Source organism: Methanospirillum stamsii, from assembly GCF_003173335.1.
GTDB classification, from domain to species: Archaea; Halobacteriota; Methanomicrobia; order Methanomicrobiales; family Methanospirillaceae; genus Methanospirillum; species Methanospirillum stamsii.
Genome location: NZ_QGMZ01000004.1, coordinates 42,437 through 69,248, shown reverse-complemented (window position 1 = coordinate 69,248; position 26,812 = coordinate 42,437). Strand labels below are relative to the sequence as shown.

The window sequence follows — 26,812 nt, the reverse complement described above, 5'->3', positions numbered from 1 at the left end:
TATCATCACACCTTCAATGTGCTCCGCCGCCAGCTGTGGCGGGCCGGATGGGCCATAACTGCTCGGGCTGTCTTTACCATAACCCACTGAGGAACACGCCTGTTCTGCTGGGTCTTTTTTGATAACCGAATCTTTCGGCATTTTGTAAGTTTACTCATAATACACCTCAGGTAAGAATTAATCTGCCAGTTATCAGGGACTGCTGATGTGCCGGAGGGAAATATTGCTCGGGAGAAAGTCCTCTTCTCTTTAATTCCTTGCGGATACCCGTCTCATAATCCCCATTGGAGATATTTCCGGTTTCCCCATACTCCACTGTCAGGTATCTGGATACCAACCGTTCAACTTCACGTTTTGGAAACCCGATTAGCGGTCTGACATAGGAGCACCCAAACCGGTCGCTGATGCTGCGGATTTCATCATCTGAAAGAAGAGGCACCCGATCACCAAATCTGGTACCATCCGCCACAACATCATACACACCACACAGATGCCTGATCGCTTCACGATGAACCTGCTGGATTGCATTATTCGGAAACCCGTCTTTCACAATCATATCTGTTATTTCGGCGAGAAAACCCTCCGGAAATGAACGAATATGATGTTTGTATCCTAATGATGCAGCAGCTGCTTTGACATCGGAAATGCCGGCATTATGGCTGAAGAGGAAGGTGTTCAGTTCGACCTCATACCAGGTAGAAAGAAGTATTGCTGCGAGAGAACTGTCTTTTCCACCTGAGAAGAGGACGCCTGCCTTCATCCCTTCCGCCTGATATTAAACTCCCGTTTTGCCGGGGTCACCTGCTGAAGGATGACCTTTAGCTGGTCATCTGATATTTTCGTCTTGATTCTGCCATTCTGGGCAAGCATTACCAGTTGTTGTTCAACCGCCCGTGCAAAATCAGGACGGGTGAGTTTGATGGTATTGAGTCGCTCCCTGGCTTCAGGCTCCAGGATTTGCATGAGTGCCATCTGCATTTGCGCATCGTACTGTTGCTGACGGTCAATCTCCTGCTGTTGCACGGCAGCCTGTTGCTGCATCTCTGCCATTTTTCTCCGGCGGATATCAGCCAGTTCATCGTCACCCATCGTTAATCACCAACACCACTTACTGGTTTTCTGTACTGACAGTATAGGCAATTCCGTCAAGGAATGAAGTCCCGGCCGGAGTTACAACCCTGCCGTTCTTCTGTTTTGCAATAAATCCTGCTGCTTCAAGTTGTTGTAATGATTTTCGCAGGATAGAGCCACTCCCCTTGACTGATTTGTTCGGTTTTGAACCGCGGTTCTTTTTTCCGCCATAAACCGAACGCATTCTCTCAACACCGACCGGTCCATCAACATATACTCGCCTGAGGACTGCTGCTGCCCGGGTGTACCACCAGTCCGGATCTTCCGGAGGCATCTCACGGTGTGTACCGGTCTTTACAAATGGTGCCCATTCAGGCGCGGTTATTTCTGGTTTTTCCTTCAGTTCCATTGCCGCTTTTGCAATGAGCTTGTCAGCCGGAACATCATATACAGTAGTCATCGATAGTCCACACTCTCAATACGGATAGTAGTCTCTACATATTAGTTTGAAGTATTCTTATATATTTCTAGAGAAAAAAGTTGATGGGAAAGTGCTTATTTACCAAGATTCTTTGAGGTAAGTGAAAAAATGTAATATTTTAAAAAAATCCTGCTGTTTATTATTATGAAATATTTAGGTTCCATTAACTACTGAAATCTGTTCAAAGTCATCTATAATGTTCTTAGCAAACTCTCCGAAAACCGGCGAGTCATTCAATGAAATTATTCCATCTCTAAATTTTGAATAATTTTCATCAAATGATATGTTATCTTCTAAAATTAGGTCTTTCATTGCATAGTAATAATTATTCATAGATTTGTAGAGAATATCTGCATCCTGATATCCATCCTGATAATATACAATATCTGACAAAATTTCTTCATATTCATCAGATTTCAAGAAATCCCAATTTGGATCTATTTTTTTCCATTGTTCTTTAGCTGAATCTAATGACACTATTGCTTCATTATTTTTTTGTATACTCTCCTGTATCAACTCACCAGCATTTGGTAAATCTCCTTCAAAAAATGAGTATTCCGACTGAACATATGAAATAAATCCATAGAAGCCTAATAATTGGGACTCAATTATTGATTTATATACTTTCATGATACGTTCATGGTTTTCGAGATCAGCACGTTCAGCAATATCCGTGCTATTACCGATCAGATCCTTTATTTGAGTGAGATTTCGATCTGCATGCCTAATCTCTTCAAGATAATAATCAATTGATTGATTGACTAAATCATTTCGTTGACTATTGTTTTGTGCATTTTTATCAAATGCCTTTGTTTTTACCAAATTTCGTGTTTGAGCAATTTCATTATCGACCTTATTTATTGCTTTATTTAATTCTGCCTTATCTTTAAGAAGTTTGATGCCATCAGCACTCGCATGTTCAAGTGTCCAGACGCTCGAAACTGTCATCATAGCCGCACCAATAGGTGCAAGAGGTGTAAAGAATAACATTGCACCAGCGCCCATCCCCACGGCGGCAATATTATCTATAGTTTGAATGCTCCAAAAACTATCTTTGGCTTTTTCAGGATAAAGGGGTGTAACTGTTTCAATCGTAGTTGCTTCTAGGTCATATAAAACTTGACCAACTTCCCCACCATATTTACCAATCACCGCACTTTGTCCAAAAGTAATAATATTAATTAAAGACTCTCGAATCCACTTCTTCTGTTCATTAGTTAATTCCCCCTTCATTTTTTCAAGAATATCTCTTATTTTCTTTAAATCCTCTATTTTTTTATCATTTTTTTGGCAGTTTTCATCACACTCATTATTTTCAACGGGGGGTTTGTTATCATCTGCGTTTGATTTCTCATCAAATGTGGTGTGTTTATCGTTTACGGTTTTTATACCTCCTTCAACTGCTTCTTCGTCTTGTAATATTTCAGGTTGCTGCTCATTAACGTCCTTTGATTGCGTATTTATGTCCATTGGGGGATATTCTTTTGTTCTTTTCCCATCCCATGATAATTTATAGGTATACACTACACCTTGATCATCAACCACTGTAGCCAAAACTGGGTAGGATTCCAAGGCAAAATAAATTGGTTCACCACCAAAAGTTGGAGGAGCAAACTGAAAAGACTCTCCATCCCTCGTCGTATAGGTCAATTTTGATAAACTCATTGCATTAGGATCTCCTCTCCCCTCTAGCCAATTATCAATTGGGTTACTATAATCATCTGAATAGATATCTTCTTCACTACTTGAGAGTTCATTCTCCATCTCTGCAAAATCGCTGTTTGCGGAAGGTGTCTCTTCCTGACTAGATGAGCTCTCTGATTCATCAATTGGGTTATTATTATCATCTGAAAAAGTATCTTTTTCGCTGCTTGAGAGTTCATCTTCCATCTCTGTAGAATCGCTGTTTGTGGAGGGTGCCTCTTCCTGACTAGATGGGCTCTCTGATACAACCACCCGTTCCTTCTTCGTAAAGGTCTCTCCAGATGTATCTGTTATTGTTACTACTACCGTGTAAGGACCAGCTTTTGTATAGGTGTGTTCAACCTCTGATCCTTCTCCACTCGAACCATCACCGAAATCCCAGATAATACTACTTGGTGAACCCTCTAGAATTGTTGAACTAAATTTTACTTCTAAAGGAGCTTGACCTACCCATGATGGTGACAACTTAATTTTAGCAGATATTTGGCTTGAACTTGAAGCTGCTGGTGTAGTTGCACCATTGTCAGAATTACTAGTTCCCATATCTGAATAACCAGTTCCTCCACTACATGCAAGAACAGGTGCGATATTTGTCAGAATCAAACAAATTGCAACAAAAATTGGAAAGAATTTCCTCATTAAGAAATTTCTGTTACATATGTATATATATTATTTTAAATGAGGCCTCTATATCAGAAAATCAGACTGGAAATAGCGTATATCACATAACATGAGAATATAAAAATTTATTGAGGGCAAGAAATTATTCCAATTCTGTTTTTTATCGAGAGACTGATAAATACAAATAATTATTGTTCTCTAACTCTTGCCACTATTTATTTTCTTTTTTCTTTATTACCATCGTTCTTCCGCGAATCTGAAGGAGTGTTGTTCCACTATCCTTGACTATAGATTGTGGATTGATCTCTATTGATGAAAGCCATTTTATCTTGATAGCATCCCTGGTTTTTACTTGCAATCGTATTTCATCAATTATTGTGTCTGTAACTCCGTGTTTTCCTATCCATATTGTAGGTTTTAGTTCATGATAAGCAGTATCAGACATTTTTTTCTTCTTTTCCATGGTTATTTTTTCTCCTGGATAGGGGGAATCTCCGGTGCCAGCCACAGGAAAGACAGGTGATAATTACTCTCCCCCTGTCTATCCGGACTCTTCCTGTTTTACCCGGGACAAGATAGGTTTTGCACACCCGGCAATATCTCCTTTTTAAAGGGAGAGGTATCCTGATCCTCTCTTTCATTGCAATCAGGCAGGCATGCCTGATACACCGATTACTAAATTCACTGTCCCAGCTCAAGAATTCATCAGCTTTATCAAATAATATCCGGATCCTTTCCAATGCAATCTGTCTGCGATCAGAGCGCGGGGACTTTTTACTCATGAGTGATCAGGACAGGATTCGAACCCTGCGTTCTTCAATAAGAAGTCTTTTCTCAAAAAACAATTTTAAAGCATCCGGAAATGCCTGATGTTCCTCGATTAAAATGCGGTCTGCAAGACTTTCCTCATCATCATCATCAAGGACCGGAACTGTTCTCTGAATAATTATCGGACCGGCATCCATATCTTTCGTAACAAAATGGACGGTGCATCCGGAGACCTTAGTTCCATAATCCAGCGCCTGCTGCTGGGCATGGAGACCGGCAAAGGAAGGGAGGAGTGATGGGTGGATATTGATCATTTTTCCTTCATATTTATCCACAATCAGGCTTCCAAGCAACCTCATGTAACCGGCAAGGACGACAAGGTCCGGGTTATACCGGTCAATTGCAGAGATCAGCGCATCTTCATACCCTGTCTTGTCCGGGAATGACTTGTAATCAACGACCTCGTGTGCAATCCCCATCTTTTGAGCACGTGAAATTGCATAGGCTCCCGGATTATCTGTAATCAGGGCAGTGCACCGTGCCGGAATATATCCATCGGTTGTTCGATCAAAAAGCGTCTGGAAATTTGTCCCTCTTCCTGAAGCAAGTACTACAAAAGTTCCTTCCCTCATCTGTTTTCACCCTGTCCTGATTCTGGTTTATGAGGCGAGTTTAATAACAACTTAAGCCGGTTGATTCTCTTTCCTGTCATCTGAATAACAACCAGGCGGATATTTTCCTCAGTAATATCACAGACATCTCCAATTCTGGGAATATTTCCCATGCGCTCAATAAAGAGGCCGGCTATTGTCTCATATGTCTCACTCATCGGGAGGGAAATGCCAAGTTCCTTGTTTAAGTCTTCAACCCACATCCTCGCATTGACAGAGTAGACATTATCAGCAATCCTGACCAGTTCATGTTCCTCTGTATCAAACTCATCAAGAATATCTCCCACCAGTTCTTCAAGAATATCCTCAACGGTAACAATCCCTACAAAGGATCCGTACTCGTCCAGGACGATGGCCATATGGGTTTTTTTGACACGGAGTTCTTTCAGAAGATCATCAATATTCTTTGTTTCCGGAACAAACAACGGCTCGGAGCAGATCTCCTCGACGGGCGTGGTATCCTGTGCATTCAGAACCGAAAAGATAACATCCTTGACATTGAGCACACCCCGGATAGTATCAATATTCTCATGCCAGACAGGTAGTCTTGAAAATCCGGTTGTCTTAAAAATTTCAAGGGCCTCTTCAGGGCTTGCAGAATCCTCAATCATCACCACATCAATTCGGGGAGTCATGACTTCCCGGACCCGGGTATCTGAGAATTCAAAGACTGAATGAAGCATTTCCTGTTCATTCTTCTCTATTGTTCCTTCTTCCTGGCCCACGTCTATCCATTCTTTGATCTCCTCTTCGGTTATCATATGGTGAGCAAATCCGATGCTTCCGGTTACTTTCCCTGCCAGGGCATTGAATACATAGGTTATTGGACTCAGTATTCGGGAGAGTAAGAGAATTGCAGGGGAAAACCGCAATGCGTACTCTGTTGCATTCCTTGTCGCATACATCTTGGGTAAAATTTCTCCAAAGACGAGGAGGAGGAGCACAACTACGATGGTTGCTACCGAAACCGCGATGCCGGTTTCACCAAAAAATCCGATTGACACTGCAGTTGCAACCGATGCCGCAAGGATATTCACCACATTATTCCCGACCAGGATGGTTATCAAAAACTTATCCGGAGTTTTTTTCAGGGTCGCAAGAGCTTCAGATCCCTGTGATTTTTCATTTACAAGAGTCCTGACTTTAGCTCTGGTAATAGTGAATAATGCAACTTCTGAACCCGAGAAAAAACCGGACAGGATGAGACAAAAAACGAAAATAATAATGTATATGTAATATTCTATCATTCAGCGTTCACGCCGGAACACGGCATATTAGTAATGGAGTCATAGGTTTTCTTTATGGCTGCCTGATTCACCATAGATATCCTTCCTGAAGGATAAAAAATGTTTATTGTAAATATGTCCTGATACCGGAAATTTCATTTTTGAGAACCTGAATTTTTTCCTGATAATTATGTTGCTTTGAAAGAGTAAGATCGTTTAATTCAAGTGTTAATGGTCCGGAAAACCCTGATTCCTTAATGCGGGGAAGAAACTCTAATGCTAGCGGATCCTGGGATACCAGTCCGTGCATTTTTTGTTCATTGCTGCCGGAGATATGGATATTTGCTATCTTTTTTATTTTTAGAAAATCCCCGGTAACGGTCAGACCACGTCTTAGTGCATGAGCAACATCAAAGGTAAACCAGAGCCATGGGCGCCCATCAAGGATCTTTTGAATCTCTTCAGGTGATGTGAGAAGAGCATTTACTGCAGGTTCCATGTTTTCAATGGCGACCTTTACCTGAACTGATTCAGCAAGGGGCTCAATTGTATCAAGCATGTGTCCAAGTCTTTGGTAATCAGTAATGGTTGGAGGCCTTTTTGCAGTTCTTCTTCCCGGATGAATAGTGCACACCGATGCACCAATTTTTTCAGCAAGTTTTATTGAACGCTCTATCCATAATATCGAAACCTCCCGGACATCCGGATTAATGGAACAGGGGTTCAGATCGAGAACAGGCGCGTGAACTGATAGCGGGCAGGAAATGTTATGAGTATTGATAACTTCCATCAGATAATCCTCGTTGAGACCATTTAGCCAAAAATACGGCGTCTCAAGCCAGAATTCTAGTGTATCTGCACCTGATTCATTGCAGGCCTGGAAAATATCATCAAGTACAAAATCATGAAAGAACATGCTCGAGAAAGAAATGACCATTACCAGACATTATCTATCTGAGTGAAGATAATCAATCAGGCACCATGGATCAGGTAACCCTTGATAAGTGGAACAAGAACCAGGATCCACATATTTTTCGTGTATCCGAAGTTTCTGCAATCATTTCACACCTGCTGGAAAATGAAGACCTGCAGAACATCTGGATTAGCGGGGAGATAACAAATTTTAAGCGCCATAGTTCCGGACACCTCTATTTTTCACTGTTTGAAAAGAAATCCGGCAAGGAATCTGTAATATCGTGTTCAATCTGGAAGAGCAAAGCACAATATCTTGACTTTTTACCCGAAGACGGAATGGAAGTCCGGGCATATGGTTCAGTCTCTCACTACGAGCCTGGTGGAAGATATTCATTTCAGATTACCCAGATGCGGCCTTCCGGAGCCGGAGAAAAGGCCCTTCTTATTGAACAGTGGAGGCGCGAAATGGCCGGGAAAGGGTGGTTCAACAGTGAAAGAAAAAGAACTCTTCCAAAGTTTCCGGAAAAAATCGGTGTTGTCACTTCCCCTACCGGCGCGGTCATACATGATATTGAAAATGTAATCTCGGGTCGTTTTCCTGCAGAAATAATTCTCTCCCCAACCATTGTTCAGGGACCTTTAGCTCATGAGGATATTGCCCGGGCGATTGGAAGAGTGCAGGGCATGGTCGACGTTCTCATCGTTGGACGGGGAGGAGGAAGCAATGAAGATCTGTTTTCATTCAATCACCCGGTGGTTGTCGAAGCAATTGTGAACTCTCCGGTTCCGGTAATTTCTGCTATAGGTCATGATGTGGACATCACTCTTGCAGACCTTGCCGCAGACATCAGTGCTTCAACTCCTTCCCATGCCGCTGAGTTATGTGTTCCTGATCGGAAGAGTGAATATGAAAACCTCGTTCATCTGAAAAAGAGAATGTTCCTCAGACTTATTCAGAACCTTGAAAGATCACAGGAAGATCTGAATGCTGTTCGTGACAGACTATCGTTTTTCCGGCTGCAACGTGAGATGGGAATCCGGAGAGAGAATCTGGTTGAAATTTCTGACCGGTTACTGCGTGCAGGAGAAGCATCCCGGCAACGGGCACATTCTTTGTTACTTGAATTGAAAGGGAGAATAGATGGCAGAAATCCCCGGAATATACTGATAAGAGAGCTCCCGGACCGGAGAGCATTCATGATAGAACTTACCGAGCGCCTGACAAAAAGTGTATCTGCACGAATTGCCCGGGAAAAAACCGAACTCCGATCGATGAGCGCAATTCTCGCGGCCCATGGGCCAAAAGAGGCATTTAAACGAGGATATTGTCTAGTCCACTCTGATGGAAAGGTTGTCCGGTCAGTTTGCGACATACATCCTGGAGCGATGGTTCAGTTACGCTTTTTAAATGGAACCGCCGATGCAGAAATAAGGAAGGTACAGTATGACGAAAAAATATGAAGAGATGATTACTGATCTAAAAGAAATTGTTCGAAAGATTGAGGATAACGAGACCAGCCTTGAAGAAATGATTGTTCTCTACGAACAGGGTACCACTTTAGTCCACCAGTGTGAGGAAAAACTTGCCGAGGTTGAAGTAAAGATTACCGAACTCGGGAGGGAATCATGAAAAAAAATATCACGCTCATCTTTATTGTTTTATTATTCGTTGGCAGCATCCTCTGTGCCGGATGTAACACCTATGCTGAGCCTGAGTTAATCTTAAACTCAACCCTGCAAAAGGTTCATGTATCCCCGGAAACGCAGGAAATTACCTATGATGTCACTGTCGATGTAACAAACAAAGGCGGCAATAATGCGTATGATGTCAGTGTTATGGTCATTGTCAGTACTCCAAAAGACCTACCTGAATACCGGTTTGTGAATGATAACTTTGAAGTCGGGACCGTTCCAAAGCAGGAGACAATATCAGTATCAAGACAGGTAACTCTTCAAATGACAGATAGCAATTTTGACCTGCTCTCCCAGGGAACCAGGGATGCTGAAATAGAGGCAAAGGTAACCCGTGTGACTTCAAACATCATGGGATAAAATAATCTCTCCATAACCTTTATCCTAAATAAACCGGAAGGTAACATCGTGAATGCAAGAAACCGCACATTGATCTTTGTTGACATCATTTTTGCAATCCTGGCATTGATTTCTGGTACCTTTTTTTTAACGTCTATAGTCCGATATGTGGTATCTTCAATAAACTTAGGATCTGCAGCTCCCTGGACATGGACATGGGTTGGTGCCATGATTGTCCTGCTGATAATTACCGTTATTGCGTACCGGAGGATTGATAATTCCCCTCTCCGGATGCTGGTGATAATCGGTCTGTTTGTTCCACAGATTGTAAATCTTCTTATGGACCAGACAATACCATTCCCGGAGGTCTGGTTTTTAAATCCCTAAAAAAAGAAAATTAAATTTTTATTCCGATGCGTAAAAAGTCAGGGTATTACTGGTTGATGCAAGGAAGTCATCATCCCCTTCAAAGACTGCTCTGACAGGGACTCCCCCACCTTCCCAGGTATTGATTGTTGCAGAAAACCTTCCGTCACCATCGGTTGATGTGGTCAGGAGTGGTTCAAAATCAGTCCCATAATCCGGCACTTCAATCGTTATGGTTGCCCTTGAAACACCCTTTCCATTGCTATCGACAAGTCTGCCTGAAAGCTCAACACTATCTCCAACCTTTGGTCTTACCGTATTGGCTGAAAGGGTGAGGCTGGTTATCGACGGGACTGATGATTCAGGCTGTGTTACCGCTACTATTGTGGATGAGGGTGTGCTACTTCCTGTTTCTGCCGGAACATATCCGGATAATCCGGAGGTCGCAACAATCTCAGATTTTGCTATAGCACCACTAACCTTTGCAATCGCCTGGAAGTATTTGACATTTTTGAGCGTGTCCGGCACCGCCCAGACAAAGATACCGTTTTCCTGTGCTTTTATCGTCACAATCTCACTAAATTCATCCTCTACTGCCATCTTACCGGTAATAGTAACTTCTGCATTGTAATTCCGGCCACCCACATATCCTGCAAGGATTGCCGGTTGCCCCTCTTCTTCCCCCGGAGGATAATAGGCCATTTTTACCCAGGTATCTGAGGTGGTTGATTTGGGAAGCGGTCCGCTCGTTGGTTTTGCAGTCCAGTCCACTTCAACAGTCGGGAAAAGACCTATTCCGGCAACAGAAGAGAGTTCAATATCCCATCCCTCATAGGGATTCCAGTAATGAGTCTGGGGAAATCCATCTTCAGCACTGACCAGAGGAATTCCAAAAGAAATTAGTCCCCCAATCAGAAGGACAATAAAGAACCTGATATTAAATTCAGGTGTTGTAATACATCCGTCTGTTTTCATATCATACGGTTAGATTAATGAAAAGAAAGAGTTGTTGACAGAAATGTGCTGGTTTATCTGCCAAGAGTGCTGTGAGCGCGGGCCAGATGCTGTGCAGCCAGTGCCCCGAGAAGGGATAATTCCCCTGCAAGAACTCCTGCAGCAACAATCTCTGCAAGTTTTCTGGCATTGCTCCCCGGAGGATCGCCGCTTCCTGATACCCCGAGCATCCGAAGACATTCTGCCTGTGTTTCAACTCCGGTTCCTCCACCCACTGTCCCAACCGGAAGGGCAGGAAGGGTCACTGAAACATAGACTCCGTCATCAGCCGGATCCACGGTAGTAATACAAAGTGAGCCTTCAACAACATGGGCCGGATCCTGTCCACAGGCAATAAACATGGCTGCGATAATATTTGCCGCATGTGCGTTAAATCCCAGAGAGCCAGCACGTGCTGATCCCACCAGGTTTTTCCGCATGTTAACTTCAAGAAGGGCAGATGCCGTTGTTTTCAGAACTTTACCAATATTATCGTTTGAAAGATAAACCCCTGCCATGACTGTTTTGCCCCTGCCGAGAACCATATTGATGGCAGCAGGTTTTTTATCCGTGCACCAGTTTCCTGACAGGGCAATTATCCTGGCGCCGGTCTCATCACAAATGAGTTTCGCAACTTTTTCTGATGCTATGGTGACCATATTCATCCCCATCGCATCACCGGTTGAAAATGCCAGTCTGACAAATACTGAAGTGCCAGCCGTAGTCACCTCAATATGGGTAAGTTTTCCAAACCTGGTGGTTGCTTCAGCTTCAGTTCTGATTTGGTCTTCATGTGTATGGATCCAGTCGGTAATGTCTTTTGCATGAACGATGCTTTTAGCAGCAAAGACCGGTGCCCTCGTCATACCATCTTTCATTACCCTGACATCCGCCCCCCCGTTTGCTGAAATCAAACTGCAACCTCTGTTAACTGAAGCAATGAGAGCTCCTTCTGTTGTTGCAAGGGGGAGATAACATGAGCCTTCCGCATATTCTCCTTTTATTAGAACAGGTCCGGCAACTCCAAGCGGCACCTGGATGGTTCCAATCATGTTTTCACAGTTTTTCTTCACTACTGCGTCAAGAGAAATGGAACAGTCACCAATCCTGTCAAGTGTCACACCTGTCTGTTCTTCGATGAATGAACGCCTGACCGATACAGCATCATTTGGAGAGAGTTCTTTTTCAAGAGCATATAATTTCAGTGAGCCATCCCGTAACCTGCGGATGTATTCATCCATACATACGTGTTATACCGGGCCCGCTATAACACATGAGGGATGGAAAAGAGGTCCTGGTCTTTGCGGGTGCACCGGTCAGAAGGAGAATGCATGCGTCAAAGACTCATCGATGAGGGGCTGCTTAACCGGTCATGCAGGATCAGATCTGAAGGTGAATACCTGTTTATCCCTGTCACAAGACAAGTTGAGGGTACTACCTGTGAAATTTTTCCTGGTATTCCTGAACAAAAGGAACTACCCAGGTTTGAACAGGTAGGCGGTATTGCAATCATGCAGGATGATGATCCAAAAGGAGCTGGGGAGATACTCGCTTCCAAAGCTTCATATCATACTGTCCTGTATGCTGAAAGTGCAGTAAAAGGAGAATTTCGAACGAAAAGTTACAAAGTTCTTGCAGGTTTGAACACTACTTCAACAGATTATATTGAATATGGGCACCATTTTACCATAGATCTCTCCCATGCGTATTTTTCTGCTCGTTTGTCCGGAGAACGTCAACGGATTCTCCGGATGATGAATGAAGGAGAACGGATAATTGACATGTTTGCCGGGGTTGGTCCTTTTGCCATTACCCTCGCACGAAAAGCATCACTCGTCTTTGCCGGAGATTTAAACCCGGATGCAATAATCCTGATGATTCATAATATTCATAAAAACCATAGCAGGAATGTGGTACCTCTTCTTGCTGATGCAAATCACCTTCCTGATATTATTCCGGTTCCTGCTGACCGGATTATCATGAATCTTCCGATGCAGGCAAGTCCGTTTCTTTCTGCAGCATTTCGTATGTGCAGACCCGGGGGTACAATACACCTCTATGCCCTGGTAAGATCAGAGGATGAATTGCTGGATCTAATTCATCAGTATCCGGTTTTGAAAGTTGAGACAAAATTTGTCAGATCCTATTCTCCGGACCAGTTTCATGCCGTATACGATATTACCCGTGGAGATGGGTAATGATGGGTAATCAATGATTATTGGTGTTGATTACCCTTAACGGAAGACAAAAATGACATTCCATTGGAATACCCAGGATATTGAGGTGGAGAGGACTGATATCTGATTCTTCACTCATTCTGTTATAATGGGCCTCTGCTGATTCCAGTTTTTCTGATGTGCTATAATTTCCATTGGACAGGGAGGAATTTGTATCTTCGAACGGGTTTGCCTTGGTAAATGTAAAAATCACTGAAGAACCGTTGACACTTTTATTTGAGTCTATTGTCTGATTTCCGTCAGCTCCCGCCACCCATGCAAGAAGAATGATGCTGGCAATTACCAGGAACAGGCGGAATGGAAAACCCATATACTGTTATCTGCAAAAAAAGAGATATTTCTTTCCTACTTATGAATCCTACCTGCATATCCTGCGATAAGTAATACAATAATTACTCCGGACAGGGAAGTCAAAACTGAGACAGGAGTGTTTGTGGGTGTTGGTTCAGATGTATGTACCGGTTCTGTCGGAACTGGTGTTACCGGTATCATATCAATCATCAGATCGGTGGTTGATCCTCCGGTTATGGTGACCGGACGGACAGCGTCATGGTAATCATTCATCCGGAGTGTGACAGTGTATGTACCCGGCAGGACTGAAGGAAGCATAACCGGAGTCATTCCCCTGAGGATATTGTCAAGAAATACATATGCTCCGGACGGATGAGAATTAACCGAAAGGGTACCATTTATCGCTGAAGGTCTGATAGCTCCCTGAAGAGCAATATTCACCGTGCTTACCTGTCCCCCTGTTATTTTAACAATCCCGTTATAATCCTGGTTTTGTGGATGAGTTATTGAAATGGCATATGAGCCGGGGGTAAGATCCGGAATATCCAGGTATCCTGATACAGGAGTAAGGCCATAGTAATTCCCATTCAAAAACACAGCAGAATTTCCTGGTATGCTCGCAACCTGCACAGACCCTGAAGTCTGCTGTTGTGGTGTCAATGTTCCTGATATTCTGTCCTGTTCCCCTGGATAAATAGTGACTCCTGATTTCCAGGTCTGATAGCCTGATAATTTCAGAGTTATGTCGTGATATCCTTCATATGCGGAAAGGGTATACGGTGTCTGTCCCTGGTATATCCCATCCATGAGAATATCTGCTCCGGAGGGATCAGAGGTTACATACAGGGTTCCGGTCCTGACCACCGGATTTAACTGGATATTAACTGGTGTTATCCCTGCTGAAGTGACTCTTGCCTCCGTTGAATATGGCTGATATCCATCTTTGGTGATTTTTAGATAATGAATGCCGGGTGTGATGTCAGAAAAGGTGCATGGTGTCAGATCCTGGTTTCCTCCATCTAATATGACAAGACTTTGTGAAGGGGTTGATGTTACCTTTATGGATCCATATTCTGCTTCCGGGACAAGCCTGGCGGTTATCGGAATTGTTTCCCCCGGACCTGGATTTCTGGACAGGGATGAGATATAATCATAATACCCTGCCATCCGGACAAGAATCTGATGAGAAGGAGTCCCTGTTGTGTATACCTGAATGAGAGCGGGTGCAGAACCCTGGAATACTCCGTCAAAGGTTACTTCGGCTCCTTGAGGAATTGAATCAATCGATACCCATCCATAGTCAGGGCCGATTAATGTGGGAGATGGTGTAACAGTTGGTATGAAAGTAGGAGGAAGGGTAGGTGTGGATGTAATGGTTGGTGTTTGTGTAGGAATAATTGGAACCAGGTAAGCATTGATTGGAATCGTTTCGCCCGGTCCGGGGTTTTCAGAAAGGGAGGTACTCCAGTCCTGATATCCATCCATTGAAAGAAATATCTGATGGAATGGAGATTCTGTTGTTATCACCCTGACCTGAACCGGCGTAATCCCCTGATCCAATCCATCAAACATAACTCTGGCACCTGAGGGGATTGAATTGACAGATACCCACCCGGCCTGTTCTCCTACGGGTTGTGCATTTACGATGATGGGGGAGTCATCTCCGGATTCTGTCGGGTTATCAAATGAATTTATATCCTGTTCATCAGGAAACCCGTGTGTTTGAGAATTATTTAGAGGGATTTCATTTTCATCAGATACTGCTGTGCAGAAAAAGAACATTCCCAGCAAGATTATTACAATAATACTCCCTGAACGGATCTGTATCATAAGATAGGATCAGGGCAGGATAACATAAGTATATTGATAATTCACGGCGTGAAACGTACTTAAACCGGAGTAAATAATGGAGAAACTTCCCTGTGAAACAATAGTGTGGGATTTACTTCCAGCAATTCGTGCAGTCATTGCCGTGGAAATGGTAAAACAAGGTCTTTCCCAAAAAATGGTAGCTAACCTGCTCAATATGGCTCCTTCTGCAGTGTCCCAGTATCTTTCTGGTAAAAGAGGTTACCGGATAAGTTTTACACCCGAAGTATCAGAAGCCATTGCCCAACTATCAAGTGATCTGGTGAAAGGAAAAGTAACAGATCCAAGAGAGAGAATATGCGGGATCTGTTTACTGATGCGAGGGGGAGATGCACTTTGTTCCGCCTGTACTGTTCCTGATGAAGAAAAAAATCACGAAATTAATGCTCCCTGATTACAATACAGACTCCGCTGATTATCCCCCCCTGGATTGATACCGGTGATGTGGAGATAAAGGCCTTCTTTTTTCTTCCCCCTCTCGCCCTGATGGTTGCTTTCAGGTCAACAATCTCAATGCCTGAAACTGTTTCTGAAACCAGGTCTCTTCCGGCATTTAATTCAGGAGTAATAATCGAAAGAGCGGAGCTTCCGATAAGTTCATCCCGGGGATAACCGGTCATCAGTTCAGCTCCTTTATTCCACGAGAGGACTTTTCCGGCTGGTGTTGTCGTTATTACTGCTTCATGCAGCATATCCATGAGCATTGAAAGCAGAACCGGTGCTGACCCTCCTTCCTGAAAACCAGAAATGTCCCGGGATATCCCGATTATTTCACGGACATCTCCCTTATTATCCGGAACCGGAAACAGCCGCTCATCAAACCATCGGAGTTCATTGCACTCTTGCATTGAAAAGATAGTCCGATATGGTTCTCCTTTGGCACAGACATAACCTACAGCATCCTTAATAAGGTGCAGGGAATGGGGATCACAATATGAAGAGCGGGAATCACCTAGAAAACTCTCTGCATCTTTTCCATGAACGTTTGCATATCCCGGGTTTACATATGTGAAGATGAGGTCAGGTGTTGTTACAAAGATCCGCTCTTCCATCTCTGCTGCCAGAGCGTGAAATAGGGCGTGATACCTGGTTTTTCCTTCTTCTGCTTCTTTCCAGTCATTGACATCTTCGATAACAAACACATGACCCCCGGTGCCGTTAAACATTACAACGTCAGTGATGGTCAGCCACACCAGTCTTTTTCTATCAGATTTCATGAGTTCGACATCAGATGCAAAGACTGGCGGTCGATCCGCTGAAAGTATTTTTAAACGCATTTCATGTTTCAGGCCTTGCATGGTTAACAGATCAAGAATATTCCGGCCTATTAACTGGGGTTGTTTTGTTTCAAGAAAATCTGCAGCACTGATATTCATATTTTTTATCTGGTATCGTTCATCGGTCTGGATTATCGCGATTGAAAGATATGAAAAGAGGGAATTGAGGGGTATCTTGGCGGCAAGATAATAGATTTTTGCTTTCCCGACAGAACGGACATCCACCATTCCAGACTGAAACATAAGTTCAATGTATTTTCCAATGGTGTTTCTTGACATGGACAATCCGGCTGAAATCTCTGAAATTGTCATTCCTGCAGGATTAGCACGTAATATGCCGGTTATCCTGGAAATGTAATAATGGGCATTGTCCATTGATGGAAATGTGTTGAGGGTATGATATTATATGGTTTTTGGTGCGTGTTATTCAAAATTCCCTTAACAATAATGAAAGTTAAGGAAAAAAGAATCGGAAAAAAAGGTTACATATTTTTCAGAGCAACAAGGTTTCGAACACCATTCAGTCTCCAAACAAGTGAACGTTCCTCAGTACATATTGACTCTGGCGGGTCCTGGGGTGAATGACCAAGTGCTGCAAGAATATTATTAGAGAGATTCTGCTGTTGGATTAAATCAACAAACATGCCCCGAATCAATTTTTTCTCAATGGAATCATTTACTTCTTCCAGATATCCCTGCAAAGTGACAAACATGTAACAGGACAGATCCTTTGTGTATTTATCAATTTCAACAGATACATATGGTGATTTTCTAAAATACTCGATCTTTGCCCCATATTTTGTTGAAAGGAAATAAATGTGTTTTCCATCGAAAACATAGAGGAATGGAGCAATATATGGATATTTTTCCCCTGAAAAGGCGACTCTTGCCATAAAACGATTATGAATTAATGCATCATATTCATCTTTTTCCATCCGGGGAATCTTCACAATCTCCATGATACCTAAAACAACATTTACTCCACCGTTAATAAAATGTGCAGAACTTACCTCCACTGGAAATGGCACTTGATTTTCTTACATTCCCTGATCAAAAGTCTGAACAATCTTCTTTTTGAAAAGGGAAACTTCTTTATTGTATGCGTCACATCCTGATTGGAATCTTTGTTCAGAAAACAGATGGAATTACCTATGACCCGACATCATCGTGTGATTTTTATTCTCTTCCTCTTCTGCCTGTTCTGGGTTATCAGTGGCATCTCCTTTGGTGATACTATCCAGGATGCTACGGTATGGATTAATAATGGAAAAGAAGCATTTAAAAATAAAGATTATGTAAGCGCGATTGCCGCATATGATCAGGCCCTGCTTCTTGACCAATTTTACACAGAAGGGTGGAAATTACGTGGTGATGCCCTTTTGGAATTACAGCGGTATGCTGAAGCAGCGGATGCATATGACCGCGCCATTGCAATAGACAAAACCAATGCCGAACTGCTAGGAAAGAAAGGGAGAGCACTTTTTCTTCTTGGTAATTTTCAGGATGCAATTGATCAGTATACTCGTGCAGTTTCATTAAATCCGAATCTGTTTCAGAATCAGGATGGGTATGGTGATGTTCTGACCGCCCTTAACCGGTTTTCTGAAGCTGATTATGCCTATACCAATGCGCTGAAAATCCAGCCGGTAAATAACGCAACCTGGAATAAAAAAGGAGAGGTTCTGGCGAAAATGTATCGCAATAAAGAAGCAATCTCTGCTTTTAACAAATCAATTGAGATTTATCCAGAATCTGCTGAAGTGTGGAACAGCCTTGGCAGCGTCTATTTCACCATGGGGAATATGCAGAAAGCCCTGACTGCATTCGAGAAAGCAATATCCCTTGATGAAAGTTATATCCCTCAGAAATACGGGGATACTTTGAGCAGGATAGCAAAGGACACTCAGACAGGTTCCAATAGAATATCTGAGTCAAATGAAACACCCGAGGAGGTAAAATCATTTTCTTTCACCCTCCCCCCTGCAATATATATTCTGAATTATGTGATGATCATCATAGGAGTCACGGCAATCATTGTCATCACGGTTCTCGGATTTGTCCGAAGAAGAACTGAAAAAAAGGAAGGAAAAAATCAGGAATAATTCTGGAGAATCGTTCTTACTGCCTTCAATCTATCTATCTCTCTTTCTTCTCTTTTTTCCGGAAGTGGCGTTCTGAAGGTTTTATAGAAGATCCCTAATGGAATTGGTCCTTGATCAGAATAGTCCCATTGCTGGCCGGTTCGGCAGGCTACGTCAAACTGAGATACGTTTGCTTCTGATGACTCATATGTCTGTTCGTCATAAAACCGGGTCATGTTAAAAAAAGTAGCACAGATCTGAAGGACATCTATATGGGCAAACCCAGGATGCATTATTGCTTCCCGGATAATCCTTCGGAGGTGCGGAATTTTTTTAGAGTATGCACGGGCAACAAAACTTGCACCTGAACCAAGAAGCATCTCGATAATATTTAACGGTGGTTCATGGATTCCGTCAGGAGTAGATTTTCCCCGGAACCCGTACGGTGATGTGGGAGTATATTGGCCGGTTGTAAGACCATAGACTCTGTTGTTGTGACAGATAACCGTGATGTCAATATTTCGTTTTGCAGCATGGATAAGATGATCAAGACCCTCGGCATAGAGATCTCCATCTCCGGCAAAACAAATAACCTTAAGATCTGGATTTGCCATTTTAATCCCTGTTGCAACGGGAATGGTCCGTCCATGCAGGGAATAAAAACTATTAAGGTTGAAATAATCAACAATTTTTGCGTGACACCCGATTCCGGAAACCAGAACAAATTCTTCCCGTTGGACTCCTTCTTTTTCCAGTTCTTCAATGACAGATTTTACTGCATGCTGAATAGCAAAATTTCCACAACCCGGACACCAGGTATTTTTTGCATCTGAAATCAGCGAATTATCTGAGTTCATATATGCCTCCTGATTTTTTCCTGCAGTTCTTCAACGGTTGATGGTCTCCCATCACATCTCAAAAGAAGTTCATCCGGGAAAAATCCATGTTCTTTGAGGATTTTGTCTATCTGGCCGTTGGCACTCTCTTCTACAACCAGGAGCTTTGTAACTCCCTTCATCGCGTTCTGGAAAGTAATGATGGGAAAAGGCTCGAGTATCAGTGGTGACACGATTCTTACATCAAGATCGTTTGCGGCTTCTGTTACCTGTCCTCTTACAGATCCCCAGCAGACGATACAGATTGTTGCATCCTTTTTCCCGGAGATACAGACATTTTCCGGGTTATCAATCAAGTCTTTCAGGGCATCATTTTTCTTTTTTCTTTTCATTGCCATAGTAACGGTCATACCGGGATCTTCCGTGGTGATACCCCGGAAATCATGGGTATAACTGTTCACCTTTATCACCTCACCATGAACTGGTGGAGCCAGAATCGGAGAGATGCCATCCGCTGCATCCTCATATCTCCGGTATGGAAATGAAGGAGATACCTCTACGGGATTATCCGGGATCCCGGGATTAATATCTCCGGTAAAAATACCCTCTGAAAATGATTTATCTGAAAGAATAAATGCGGGAATCTGAAATTTCCAGGCTATTTTTACCGCCATGGCACTTAACCGGAACGCTTCAGATGGTGTTGCAGGTGCAGCTATCCACCGGGGAAATTCTCCCTGACCTGCATGGCGGACAAAGAGAAGATCTGATTGCCCGGTATAGGTTGGAAGTCCTGTAGAAGGTCCGGTTCTCTGTGAAACAATGATGACAACAGGGATCTCTGCCTGACCGGCAAAGGAAAGACCTTCGGTCATCAGACAGAATCCTCCCCCTGATGTGCCAATCGCAGTCTTTTTTCCTGCATAGGCTAGTCCCATGGCCATTAAAATGACTGCGATTTCACTTTCCGGATGATAGACAATGATATCAGTTTCTTTCGCCACATCAGCAAGAAAGTGCAGCACTCCTGATGAAGGTGTCATGGGATATGCAACATATGCATCTAAGCCCCCTGCAAGAAGACCAAGTCCTATCCATTCATTTCCTGACATAAAAGGGCGTGAATTTTCACCGGTTTTATCTATGGAGGTTTTTTTCAGTATTTCATCAAAAGCTGCTCTGGCGATTTTCAGATTATCTTCTGTCTTTTTTGTCATCTTTTTCGTCAGGACCGGTTCTATTACCTCCCAGGAAATACCAAGATATCCTGACAATGCACCAATCATTGCCGTATTTCCCATAATTGGCAGGCCCTGAAACCGGTCAACATAGGAGGCTAAAGATACTCCAATTCCTTTTGCTTTTGCCCGGTTTGAGTCAAAAATAATCTCCCCATCCGGAACAAGGCGATGAGAATGAAAGTTCACGGTCTGTTGATCAAATGCCAGAATTACATCAACATGACTTCTGAATGCCGTAACTGGATGATCTGCAGCCCGGATAATACAAAAATTATGACCTCCCCTGATAAGTGATGGATAATCGGTATATTGATAGACATGATATCCCATGGAAGCGAAAACAGAACCGATGATCTGTCCGGCCTGAGAGATGCCATCTCCTGCTTTTCCTCCAATAAGAACAGAAAAATCTGTCAATTATATCAGCCTCTATGAAGGGACATTAACCTTTGCCCATAATGAATCTTTTCCATAAAATGGAGAGAAATTCCGATCATGTAAAACTGAATCTCCTGCTAAAAAAAGACATATCCCTCTATATGAAAACTGAATTATCAGATTTTATTACCGAAAAATTTCAAAACCAATCAAAAAGTATATATTCTCTACTGGCGTGAAGATATGTATGCGCGCCTTATGTATTTCAGGTAGTCAGGTAAAGAAAGGAAATACAACCCAATTAATCGATATTCTTATTGATAATATTGAATCATCCAATATTCCTGATCTGAAAATAAAAAAAATGTCCCTTTCCGGTCTCACCCTGCGCCCATGCAAAGCATGTGAAAAATGCAAAAAAACCGGGAAATGTGTAATTAGAGATGATTTTCATAAGGTCATCCGGAGAATGCATAAAAGTGACCTTATCATTATCGGATCCCCGGTATACTTCCATGATGTATCGGGACTTGTAAAAAACTTCATTGACCGGACCTTTTCTCTCTGGCATGAAAAACAATTGCAGGGAAAAAAATTCATCCCGATCGCAGTCTCTGCAGAATCAGGAGAAGAGAGAACTCTGGAGACGTTGCGAATCTGGGCCCAGGTGCATGAAATGAAAATTGTCAGTTCCCTGTCAGGTCATGGGCATAAACCTGGAGATGTAAGCCATGACCAAAAAGCCCTGGCGGCAGTCAGAGATGTGATTCAGGATTTAATCGGTGAAGTAAAGAACACCGATTCATAAGTCCATTCTCTACCCTGCAGGATCTCCTGTCTTTTCTATAAGCAGAGGTTTTCTGAATATCCTGAAGAACCCTTCCTTTTCTGATTCAGCAGCCCACAATTCTAAGGAACAATCTGAAGCACTGCTTATCTTCAGGACAATATGTTCTTTTCTCTGGACAAATTCTGCTGTTTTTACCCGGAGATCATGACTTCTGTCAAGGTTTTCTGCAAGCCTGAGGAGAAATGAGAGCACCTGGACCATCTTTTTGTCTGACCTGTTTAAATCCCTGAAAACGCTGTCACGTGGACGGGGTAATTTTTTCCGGTGATAACGTGCAATCAGGGCCATGATTATAACCTCATGCTGATTAAAGCCTAAAAGGGGTACTTCGGTGATTAAATAAAATGAGTGCTGATGATGATTCGGGAATGAGATAAACTGACCGACATCATGCAGGTACGCTGCATGAGAAAAAATCTCTTCGATATCATCGGTATAGGAAAATAATCCCGATTTTTTCCCTGATTGAAACATCATGAGGCAGAGTGATACAATATGCCCTGCATGCTTTTCATCGATATGACAGGTTTTTCCTAAATGTCTGACGGATCGTTCCCTTACCGAAACATGTTCAGCATGGGGAAAATTAGGGATTCTTGAGATAAAATCCACCAGGAGACCGTCCCGAAGACTTCTTGAAGAGGTATAAATCCCTTTTATTCCCGATGATTTTAAAATTTCATGGAGAATGACTGCACCGGCGACGATAATATCCGCTCTCTCCGGGTTTAGTCCCTGAACCTCTCTTCTTATCTGGAGGGGCAATCCTGCCAGGTATGGAATAAGGGTTTCAAGCTCTCCTGTCCCCAGAAATCCGGGATTATGCCTGCCTGCCAGTGGTTTATATGATGCTGCAATGGATTCCAGGGAGAGAATTGTACCGGAACTGCCAAACGCACGAGCTATTTTTGAATCGAGGATAAAGCGGGTACTATGCACAATTTCATGATCAATATGTCTGCGTAATCGGGAGATTGAATCATCCGTTATTCTGCCGTCTTTTTCTACGGAAATGTGTGTACCGGTACTCCTGATAGCCCCGAGTTTCAGACTTCTGAGAAAGTGGGGTTCATACTGGTCCCCGATAATTATTTCAGTGGATCCCCCGCCTATGTCAATGAAAAGAGCTTTTTCATCCCGTAAATCCACACCACTGGATACTCCAAGCCAGATAAGTCGTGCTTCTTCTGTCCCTGATATAATATTGATACGAACTCCGGTTAACTTATCAATCAGATTACAGAGTTCTTCACCATTGCTCGCTTCCCGTGCTGCAGATGTTGCAACAGCTAGAAATTCTTTAACTCCCCTGCTTTTTGCAAGATCAATAAGTCTTGTAATTACATCCGTTGCCCGTTCGATTGCTGATGCTGTAAGCCTGTTTTCACCAAATTCTCCATCACCAAGTCTGATAACTTCCTTCTGCTGTGTCAGAATAGAATAAGAACCATTAGAGTCAAGTCTGACGATGAGAAGTCTGACAGAATTAGTCCCAAGGTCAATAAAACCGACAATCCGGGGGGTAGTTAGTTGCATTTGAGATAAATCCTATGATTAGTGAGTAATTCAAGAAGACCTGCTTTTTCTGAAAAGATTTCCGGGGCAATGATTAAAGGAGTAGTGGCAGTGCAGGAAATGTGGATCTCATCTGGAGTAATATTGCACTCCAGGGTTTGAACCTGGGAGATATGCTTTCTATCAAGCATATCAGCGATCCTAAGGATCGCTCCACAGTACCGGACAATCTCCTGCTCCGCCGGATCAAGGTCGCGGTATAGTGCATGTCTCGCGTCCGGATATGATCTCCTGTGGTATCGTGCAATTAATGCAACGATTGTCCTTTCCCTGTTTTTAAATGGCAGTGATGTATCTGCCAGAATCTGGTCACGGGAGGCTTTATGATGTGGTTTGCCGGGAAAACTCCAGCCGATATCATGGAGAAGAGAGCCGGCCCTTAGCAGATCACGAGTCTTTGCACCCATGTGATGGAGATCTCTCATTTCATCAAAAAGCATGAGTGAAAGGGTGCAGACCTGCATGGCATGACCAGGGTCCGGATCATATTTCTTTGTATAGGCGATGATTACCGGCCAGATATCCGGATCCATCACTCCTTCTCCTCCGGTTCAATAACCATTTGAAGAGGTTTTCCTTCAGATAATATCCTTTCAAAAGATTCTGGCAGATGTCGTTCATGAATCGCTTCAATTGCCCTTGTTATCTCATATGGTACCCTGATATGGACTATTGAAAATGGATCAATAGTCAAAAGAGCATAACAGGCACGGGGATCACCATCCTCGGATCTCCCGACACTCCCGCAATTTACAAACCATACTCCGTCAACATGGGTAATTGAAGGAAGATGAGCATGACCGGTGATAATAATATCCGCATTGGTTTTTTTTGCAATCTCTGAAAACCTGGATTCCGGTGTTTCAGAAACCAGGTATTCAGTCATGGAATCCGGACTTCCATGGGTGATAAGAAGAGACTTGTCCTTGAGTTTAAATTTTATCTGCTTTGGAAGATTTTTAAGATATGCCCTGTTATTCCGGGAAAGATGCCTGAAAGCATATCGCATTGCGATGTATTTATCCCTTGAGTGCAGTTTTTTTGTCTTCCACTTTTTCATGAGGACAGACTGGTCATAGTTACCGATGACTGAAAGGACGTTGGATTTTCTTAAGTAACTCACTACTTCATCCGGAAATGCACCATATCCCACACTATCCCCGGCATTAAAAACTGCAGTGACCCCTCTTTCTTTTGCATCATTAAGGACTGCCTCAAGAGCCGGCAGATTTGCATGGACATCAGATATGAGAGCAATACTGACGGTTTTATCCTTTGATATCTGATCCAATCCACCAAAGGAATAGTGTAAGGGGGTAGTGATCTTTTCTTCGAGCTGGTCCCAGAATTTATCCTCTTTTAAGGAAAACCAGTAATCATGAAGATTTTTGAATAATTCTATCCGGTTTGCTTTCCTATCCTCAAGTAACTCATCAAATCCGGGTTTTAACAGGGTAAAAAAGGAGTGGTTTCCAAAAAACTCACATGATCTTTCTTCTTCTTTGTGATAAATATCCGGTAAATTAGCAATCCAGACATCACAATCATGCATCTCCCCAAGGATGTCCTGTAATGACTTAAATGTCTTAATCTCTTTCTTTAATTTACATTCAAAAAGACCGGAGAAGGATTCAAGTGTGTACCTGAGTTTCTTCCCTGCTATTCGCATTTCATGATGACGAGTAATCATCAGAGGTTCCATAAGCCAGGGTTCATATGAAAGGAAATCAGAAAGGGCGGTCATGATGTGAAAAAACGCCTGCTCATAAGAATATGGGGTGTTCACATCCGATCCTTCAAGTTCAGCCAGCACTTTTCGTTCATGAAGATAGGTCTTCATGGACTCTGTTGTCCTGCTCTTTTCCAGGCGATTTATCGTTTTTACAACATCCGGCTGGATTTCCTGGCGTCGTTTTTTAAAGCGTAATAACAGGGCTTCAAGCCCGGGCCTGTTGATATCTGCAGGGTAAAAAGTAAGAGGTGTCTCATGAGTCTTATCATCGCCTTCAGGGTTCAAAAAAGAAAGATACAGTAATATTTTTTTATTAGGTGGGGTTTCTGTCTCACTTGCGTCAGGTTTTGTGGATAATAACGCTGGGACTACTTTATTTCCCGGGCTTTCCATCTCATTATAAAATAAGAAACACTCATCGCTGATATCCTGTACATGTGATGAGATGAATGATTCAATGAACTCAATCTCCACATCAAGGTCACGTGCCTCACCTAATGAACGGGTGATGAGTTTTATATCATCTCTCCATTCTGCCGTCGCACGATTAGAAAAGCACGAGGAAAAGTTTGAAAAACAGGCACGAAGCCGACGGGTTGCAACCCTTGCCCGATGAATATATTCGATATCATCCGATGTCACAATACCAGATAATTCCTGTTCAAGCCCAAGTATGAGAGGAATCATTGTCTCTGCAGCATACCTGCAAAATCCCGGTTCTTCGATATTACCTCTGTCCCAGTGCATTCAGCCTGTCACCCGTATGATAGTATAATTCCTGTTGCATCTAAAAAAATGTCCGTTCTCAAAAATCAGAGACATTATTTTTTTGTTTCAATCCGGTAACAAAAGTCGGCTGCAGATTCTCCTTTTGGTTTTTGTTTTTTCAATAGTGCAGAGATTATTGATTTTATAACCATGGCAATTGAAAAGATACAAATTCCTAAGACAAGCCACATCAGCATTGACACATGTTCCTGAACAACTGGAACATTTCCTATGAGGTACCCCCCGCCAACAAGTCCGATTGTCCAGAGAAGTCCCCCTCCGATATTATAGGCAAGAAACCAGCGATAGTTCATATTTCCGATTCCTGCAAGAAAAGGAGCGAAGGTTCTGACAATTGGAACAAACCTGGCTATAACAATGGTAATCCCCCCATATCGGACAAAAAAGTGATGGGTTTTTTCAAGCCATTCTTTATGAATAAATGCAGAAAGACGCCCATCAATTATTTTACATCCGGCATATCTTCCTATCCAGAAATTTGTTGTGTCACCAATAATTGCTGCCGCACTGATGATAAATAGCAAACCCCAGATATTGAGAACACCAGTACCTGCCAGTGCCCCAGAAACAAAGAGAAGAGAATCACCGGGTAGAAATGGGGCGATAACAAGCCCGGTTTCACAGAATATTATGGCAAATAAGATTGCATAGATATAAATTCCCATCTCTCCGGCCATTTCCTCAAGTGAAGAGTCAATGTGAAGGATGAGATTAAAAAGAGTAAGAATCATTTCTTTGAATAATATCCGCTGTGTGAGGTGTTAGGTCTTCTCATAGCCAGTTGTGTCTAACAGATATAATGCAAATTT

Annotated in this window: 30 protein-coding genes; 8 read left to right on the top strand and 22 right to left on the bottom strand. The window is 42.8% G+C overall.

Translation table 11 applies throughout. The features are described from left to right. Window positions 1–5: 5 nt before the first annotated feature. The 10 genes from DLD82_RS01060 to DLD82_RS01015 all read right to left on the bottom strand — a co-directional run bounded on the left by DLD82_RS01060 (window position 6) and on the right by DLD82_RS01015 (window position 7,479). The gene (locus DLD82_RS01060; RefSeq protein WP_109939251.1) at window positions 6–158 is read right to left on the bottom strand and encodes a 50S ribosomal protein L39e; all 153 of its coding nucleotides are present in this window, start codon (window positions 156–158) and stop codon (window positions 6–8) included. Window positions 159–166: 8 nt separating this feature from the next. Further along, a complete protein-coding gene (locus DLD82_RS01055; RefSeq protein ID WP_109939250.1) occupies window positions 167–760 on the bottom strand; it encodes a DUF7411 family protein in 594 nt (197 codons plus the stop codon). After that, window positions 757–1,089: a DNA-binding protein gene (locus tag DLD82_RS01050; protein WP_109939249.1), complete on the bottom strand. Its 333-nt coding sequence runs from the start codon at window positions 1,087–1,089 to the stop codon at window positions 757–759. The genes DLD82_RS01055 and DLD82_RS01050 overlap by 4 nt, the downstream gene beginning before the upstream one ends. A 19-nt stretch (window positions 1,090–1,108) precedes the next feature. Beyond that, the gene (locus DLD82_RS01045; protein ID WP_109939248.1) at window positions 1,109–1,531 is read right to left on the bottom strand and encodes a 30S ribosomal protein S19e; all 423 of its coding nucleotides are present in this window, start codon (window positions 1,529–1,531) and stop codon (window positions 1,109–1,111) included. A 174-nt stretch (window positions 1,532–1,705) separates the two neighbouring features. Next, the gene (locus tag DLD82_RS01040) at window positions 1,706–3,895 is read right to left on the bottom strand and encodes a PKD domain-containing protein (RefSeq protein WP_109939247.1); all 2,190 of its coding nucleotides are present in this window, start codon (window positions 3,893–3,895) and stop codon (window positions 1,706–1,708) included. 193 nt (window positions 3,896–4,088) lie between these two features. Next, a complete protein-coding gene (locus tag DLD82_RS01035) occupies window positions 4,089–4,340 on the bottom strand; it encodes a YhbY family RNA-binding protein (RefSeq protein WP_109939246.1) in 252 nt (83 codons plus the stop codon). After that, window positions 4,315–4,659, bottom strand: a complete 345-nt coding sequence (locus DLD82_RS01030) for a ribonuclease P protein component 4 (protein WP_109939245.1) — start codon at window positions 4,657–4,659, stop codon at window positions 4,315–4,317. Before DLD82_RS01030 ends, DLD82_RS01035 begins: the two co-directional genes overlap by 26 nt. A 6-nt stretch (window positions 4,660–4,665) precedes the next feature. After that, window positions 4,666–5,277 carry a phosphoribosylglycinamide formyltransferase gene (gene purN / locus DLD82_RS01025; protein WP_109939244.1) on the bottom strand — a complete coding sequence of 204 codons (612 nt, stop codon included), beginning with the start codon at window positions 5,275–5,277 and terminating at the stop codon, window positions 4,666–4,668. Continuing rightward, complete coding sequence (locus DLD82_RS01020) at window positions 5,274–6,563, bottom strand: hemolysin family protein (RefSeq protein ID WP_109939243.1); 1,290 nt, start codon at window positions 6,561–6,563, stop codon at window positions 5,274–5,276. The genes purN and DLD82_RS01020 overlap by 4 nt, the downstream gene beginning before the upstream one ends. 103 nt (window positions 6,564–6,666) lie before the next feature. Then, on the bottom strand, window positions 6,667–7,479 hold the full coding sequence (locus tag DLD82_RS01015; protein ID WP_109939242.1) for a sugar phosphate isomerase/epimerase family protein: 813 nt from the start codon (window positions 7,477–7,479) through the stop codon (window positions 6,667–6,669). 44 nt (window positions 7,480–7,523) lie between these two features. Between DLD82_RS01015 and xseA the strand changes: the two genes are divergently transcribed. The 4 genes from xseA to DLD82_RS00995 are packed head-to-tail and all read left to right on the top strand — an operon-like array spanning window position 7,524 to window position 9,875. Continuing rightward, entirely contained in the window at window positions 7,524–8,918 is a 1,395-nt protein-coding gene (gene xseA, locus DLD82_RS01010) for an exodeoxyribonuclease VII large subunit (RefSeq protein ID WP_109939241.1), read from the top strand. Beyond that, a complete protein-coding gene (gene xseB, locus DLD82_RS01005) occupies window positions 8,902–9,087 on the top strand; it encodes an exodeoxyribonuclease VII small subunit (protein WP_109939240.1) in 186 nt (61 codons plus the stop codon). The genes xseA and xseB overlap by 17 nt, the downstream gene beginning before the upstream one ends. After that, window positions 9,084–9,509, top strand: coding sequence for a hypothetical protein (locus DLD82_RS01000; protein WP_109939239.1), 426 nt, complete (start codon window positions 9,084–9,086; stop codon window positions 9,507–9,509). Before xseB ends, DLD82_RS01000 begins: the two co-directional genes overlap by 4 nt. A 48-nt stretch (window positions 9,510–9,557) precedes the next feature. Next, window positions 9,558–9,875 (top strand): hypothetical protein, encoded by a 318-nt coding sequence (locus DLD82_RS00995; RefSeq protein ID WP_109939238.1) that lies wholly within the window; start codon window positions 9,558–9,560, stop codon window positions 9,873–9,875. 18 nt (window positions 9,876–9,893) lie between these two features. On the opposite strand, the gene DLD82_RS00990 is transcribed toward DLD82_RS00995, so the two are convergent. Continuing rightward, window positions 9,894–10,829: a carboxypeptidase-like regulatory domain-containing protein gene (locus DLD82_RS00990; RefSeq protein ID WP_109939237.1), complete on the bottom strand. Its 936-nt coding sequence runs from the start codon at window positions 10,827–10,829 to the stop codon at window positions 9,894–9,896. Between the two features lie 53 nt (window positions 10,830–10,882). Further along, on the bottom strand, window positions 10,883–12,088 hold the full coding sequence (hmgA, locus tag DLD82_RS00985; RefSeq protein WP_109939236.1) for a hydroxymethylglutaryl-CoA reductase (NADPH): 1,206 nt from the start codon (window positions 12,086–12,088) through the stop codon (window positions 10,883–10,885). A 39-nt stretch (window positions 12,089–12,127) separates the two neighbouring features. On the opposite strand from hmgA, the gene DLD82_RS00980 reads away from it, so the two are divergent. Then, window positions 12,128–13,045: a class I SAM-dependent methyltransferase gene (locus DLD82_RS00980; protein ID WP_109939235.1), complete on the top strand. Its 918-nt coding sequence runs from the start codon at window positions 12,128–12,130 to the stop codon at window positions 13,043–13,045. Between the two features lie 10 nt (window positions 13,046–13,055). Here DLD82_RS00980 and DLD82_RS00975 read toward each other — a convergent pair whose 3' ends face one another. Then, a complete protein-coding gene (locus DLD82_RS00975) occupies window positions 13,056–13,394 on the bottom strand; it encodes a hypothetical protein (protein WP_109939234.1) in 339 nt (112 codons plus the stop codon). Between the two features lie 35 nt (window positions 13,395–13,429). Further along, window positions 13,430–15,205: a PEGA domain-containing protein gene (locus DLD82_RS00970; protein ID WP_109939233.1), complete on the bottom strand. Its 1,776-nt coding sequence runs from the start codon at window positions 15,203–15,205 to the stop codon at window positions 13,430–13,432. A 76-nt stretch (window positions 15,206–15,281) separates the two neighbouring features. Between DLD82_RS00970 and DLD82_RS00965 the strand changes: the two genes are divergently transcribed. Further along, window positions 15,282–15,638, top strand: a complete 357-nt coding sequence (locus tag DLD82_RS00965; protein WP_181391179.1) for a transcriptional regulator — start codon at window positions 15,282–15,284, stop codon at window positions 15,636–15,638. On the opposite strand, the gene DLD82_RS00960 is transcribed toward DLD82_RS00965, so the two are convergent. After that, the gene (locus tag DLD82_RS00960; RefSeq protein WP_109939232.1) at window positions 15,625–16,896 is read right to left on the bottom strand and encodes a PAS domain S-box protein; all 1,272 of its coding nucleotides are present in this window, start codon (window positions 16,894–16,896) and stop codon (window positions 15,625–15,627) included. The two genes, DLD82_RS00965 and DLD82_RS00960, sit on opposite strands and share 14 nt — an antisense overlap. A 107-nt stretch (window positions 16,897–17,003) precedes the next feature. Continuing rightward, on the bottom strand, window positions 17,004–17,480 hold the full coding sequence (locus DLD82_RS00955; protein WP_109939337.1) for a pyridoxamine 5'-phosphate oxidase family protein: 477 nt from the start codon (window positions 17,478–17,480) through the stop codon (window positions 17,004–17,006). A 192-nt stretch (window positions 17,481–17,672) separates the two neighbouring features. Here DLD82_RS00955 and DLD82_RS00950 point away from each other — a divergent pair, with 192 nt between their 5' ends. Continuing rightward, the gene (locus DLD82_RS00950) at window positions 17,673–18,623 is read left to right on the top strand and encodes a tetratricopeptide repeat protein (RefSeq protein WP_181391178.1); all 951 of its coding nucleotides are present in this window, start codon (window positions 17,673–17,675) and stop codon (window positions 18,621–18,623) included. On the opposite strand, the gene DLD82_RS00945 is transcribed toward DLD82_RS00950, so the two are convergent. Both DLD82_RS00945 and DLD82_RS00940 read right to left on the bottom strand, forming a co-directional pair. Then, window positions 18,614–19,459 (bottom strand): thiamine pyrophosphate-dependent enzyme, encoded by an 846-nt coding sequence (locus tag DLD82_RS00945; protein WP_109939230.1) that lies wholly within the window; start codon window positions 19,457–19,459, stop codon window positions 18,614–18,616. The two genes, DLD82_RS00950 and DLD82_RS00945, sit on opposite strands and share 10 nt — an antisense overlap. Continuing rightward, on the bottom strand, window positions 19,456–21,096 hold the full coding sequence (locus DLD82_RS00940; protein ID WP_109939229.1) for a 2-oxoacid:acceptor oxidoreductase subunit alpha: 1,641 nt from the start codon (window positions 21,094–21,096) through the stop codon (window positions 19,456–19,458). The genes DLD82_RS00945 and DLD82_RS00940 overlap by 4 nt, the downstream gene beginning before the upstream one ends. 208 nt (window positions 21,097–21,304) lie before the next feature. Between DLD82_RS00940 and DLD82_RS00935 the strand changes: the two genes are divergently transcribed. Continuing rightward, window positions 21,305–21,865, top strand: coding sequence for a flavodoxin family protein (locus tag DLD82_RS00935; RefSeq protein WP_109939228.1), 561 nt, complete (start codon window positions 21,305–21,307; stop codon window positions 21,863–21,865). 9 nt (window positions 21,866–21,874) lie between these two features. Here the strand turns inward: DLD82_RS00935 and DLD82_RS00930 are convergent, their stop codons facing one another. The 4 genes from DLD82_RS00930 to DLD82_RS00915 all read right to left on the bottom strand — a co-directional run bounded on the left by DLD82_RS00930 (window position 21,875) and on the right by DLD82_RS00915 (window position 26,734). Next, window positions 21,875–23,443: a Ppx/GppA phosphatase family protein gene (locus tag DLD82_RS00930; protein WP_109939227.1), complete on the bottom strand. Its 1,569-nt coding sequence runs from the start codon at window positions 23,441–23,443 to the stop codon at window positions 21,875–21,877. Beyond that, window positions 23,434–24,015 (bottom strand): HD domain-containing protein, encoded by a 582-nt coding sequence (locus tag DLD82_RS00925; protein ID WP_109939226.1) that lies wholly within the window; start codon window positions 24,013–24,015, stop codon window positions 23,434–23,436. Before DLD82_RS00925 ends, DLD82_RS00930 begins: the two co-directional genes overlap by 10 nt. Beyond that, a complete protein-coding gene (locus DLD82_RS00920; protein ID WP_109939225.1) occupies window positions 24,015–25,961 on the bottom strand; it encodes a CHAD domain-containing protein in 1,947 nt (648 codons plus the stop codon). The genes DLD82_RS00925 and DLD82_RS00920 overlap by 1 nt, the downstream gene beginning before the upstream one ends. A gap of 74 nt (window positions 25,962–26,035) precedes the next feature. Next, a complete protein-coding gene (locus tag DLD82_RS00915; protein ID WP_109939224.1) occupies window positions 26,036–26,734 on the bottom strand; it encodes a VTT domain-containing protein in 699 nt (232 codons plus the stop codon). Between the last annotated feature and the right edge of the window lie 78 nt (window positions 26,735–26,812).

Excerpts from the sequence above, each read along its gene's own strand:
- DLD82_RS00975 (WP_109939234.1), bottom strand. The coding sequence starts at position 13,394 with ATGGGTTTTCCATTCCGCCTGTTCCTGGTAATTGCCAGCATCATTCTT.
- DLD82_RS01060 (WP_109939251.1), bottom strand. The coding sequence starts at position 158 with ATGAGTAAACTTACAAAATGCCGAAAGATTCGGTTATCAAAAAAGACC.
- DLD82_RS00930 (WP_109939227.1), bottom strand. The coding sequence starts at position 23,443 with ATGCAACTAACTACCCCCCGGATTGTCGGTTTTATTGACCTTGGGACT.
- DLD82_RS00915 (WP_109939224.1), bottom strand. The coding sequence starts at position 26,734 with ATGATTCTTACTCTTTTTAATCTCATCCTTCACATTGACTCTTCACTT.
- DLD82_RS00965 (WP_181391179.1), top strand. The coding sequence starts at position 15,282 with ATGGAGAAACTTCCCTGTGAAACAATAGTGTGGGATTTACTTCCAGCA.
- DLD82_RS00970 (WP_109939233.1), bottom strand. The coding sequence starts at position 15,205 with ATGATACAGATCCGTTCAGGGAGTATTATTGTAATAATCTTGCTGGGA.
- DLD82_RS01000 (WP_109939239.1), top strand. The coding sequence starts at position 9,084 with ATGAAAAAAAATATCACGCTCATCTTTATTGTTTTATTATTCGTTGGC.
- DLD82_RS01050 (WP_109939249.1), bottom strand. The coding sequence starts at position 1,089 with ATGGGTGACGATGAACTGGCTGATATCCGCCGGAGAAAAATGGCAGAG.
- DLD82_RS00945 (WP_109939230.1), bottom strand. The coding sequence starts at position 19,459 with ATGAACTCAGATAATTCGCTGATTTCAGATGCAAAAAATACCTGGTGT.
- DLD82_RS01020 (WP_109939243.1), bottom strand. The coding sequence starts at position 6,563 with ATGATAGAATATTACATATACATTATTATTTTCGTTTTTTGTCTCATC.
- DLD82_RS00935 (WP_109939228.1), top strand. The coding sequence starts at position 21,305 with ATGCGCGCCTTATGTATTTCAGGTAGTCAGGTAAAGAAAGGAAATACA.
- DLD82_RS01030 (WP_109939245.1), bottom strand. The coding sequence starts at position 4,659 with ATGAGTAAAAAGTCCCCGCGCTCTGATCGCAGACAGATTGCATTGGAA.
- DLD82_RS00925 (WP_109939226.1), bottom strand. The coding sequence starts at position 24,015 with ATGGATCCGGATATCTGGCCGGTAATCATCGCCTATACAAAGAAATAT.
- hmgA (WP_109939236.1), bottom strand. The coding sequence starts at position 12,088 with ATGGATGAATACATCCGCAGGTTACGGGATGGCTCACTGAAATTATAT.
- DLD82_RS01035 (WP_109939246.1), bottom strand. The coding sequence starts at position 4,340 with ATGGAAAAGAAGAAAAAAATGTCTGATACTGCTTATCATGAACTAAAA.
- DLD82_RS00980 (WP_109939235.1), top strand. The coding sequence starts at position 12,128 with ATGGAAAAGAGGTCCTGGTCTTTGCGGGTGCACCGGTCAGAAGGAGAA.
- DLD82_RS00950 (WP_181391178.1), top strand. The coding sequence starts at position 17,673 with ATGACCCGACATCATCGTGTGATTTTTATTCTCTTCCTCTTCTGCCTG.
- DLD82_RS00960 (WP_109939232.1), bottom strand. The coding sequence starts at position 16,896 with ATGGACAATGCCCATTATTACATTTCCAGGATAACCGGCATATTACGT.
- xseB (WP_109939240.1), top strand. The coding sequence starts at position 8,902 with ATGACGAAAAAATATGAAGAGATGATTACTGATCTAAAAGAAATTGTT.
- DLD82_RS01045 (WP_109939248.1), bottom strand. The coding sequence starts at position 1,531 with ATGACTACTGTATATGATGTTCCGGCTGACAAGCTCATTGCAAAAGCG.
- DLD82_RS01015 (WP_109939242.1), bottom strand. The coding sequence starts at position 7,479 with ATGGTCATTTCTTTCTCGAGCATGTTCTTTCATGATTTTGTACTTGAT.
- DLD82_RS00955 (WP_109939337.1), bottom strand. The coding sequence starts at position 17,480 with ATGGAGATTGTGAAGATTCCCCGGATGGAAAAAGATGAATATGATGCA.
- DLD82_RS00990 (WP_109939237.1), bottom strand. The coding sequence starts at position 10,829 with ATGAAAACAGACGGATGTATTACAACACCTGAATTTAATATCAGGTTC.
- DLD82_RS00920 (WP_109939225.1), bottom strand. The coding sequence starts at position 25,961 with ATGCACTGGGACAGAGGTAATATCGAAGAACCGGGATTTTGCAGGTAT.
- purN (WP_109939244.1), bottom strand. The coding sequence starts at position 5,277 with ATGAGGGAAGGAACTTTTGTAGTACTTGCTTCAGGAAGAGGGACAAAT.
- DLD82_RS01040 (WP_109939247.1), bottom strand. The coding sequence starts at position 3,895 with ATGAGGAAATTCTTTCCAATTTTTGTTGCAATTTGTTTGATTCTGACA.
- xseA (WP_109939241.1), top strand. The coding sequence starts at position 7,524 with ATGGATCAGGTAACCCTTGATAAGTGGAACAAGAACCAGGATCCACAT.
- DLD82_RS01055 (WP_109939250.1), bottom strand. The coding sequence starts at position 760 with ATGAAGGCAGGCGTCCTCTTCTCAGGTGGAAAAGACAGTTCTCTCGCA.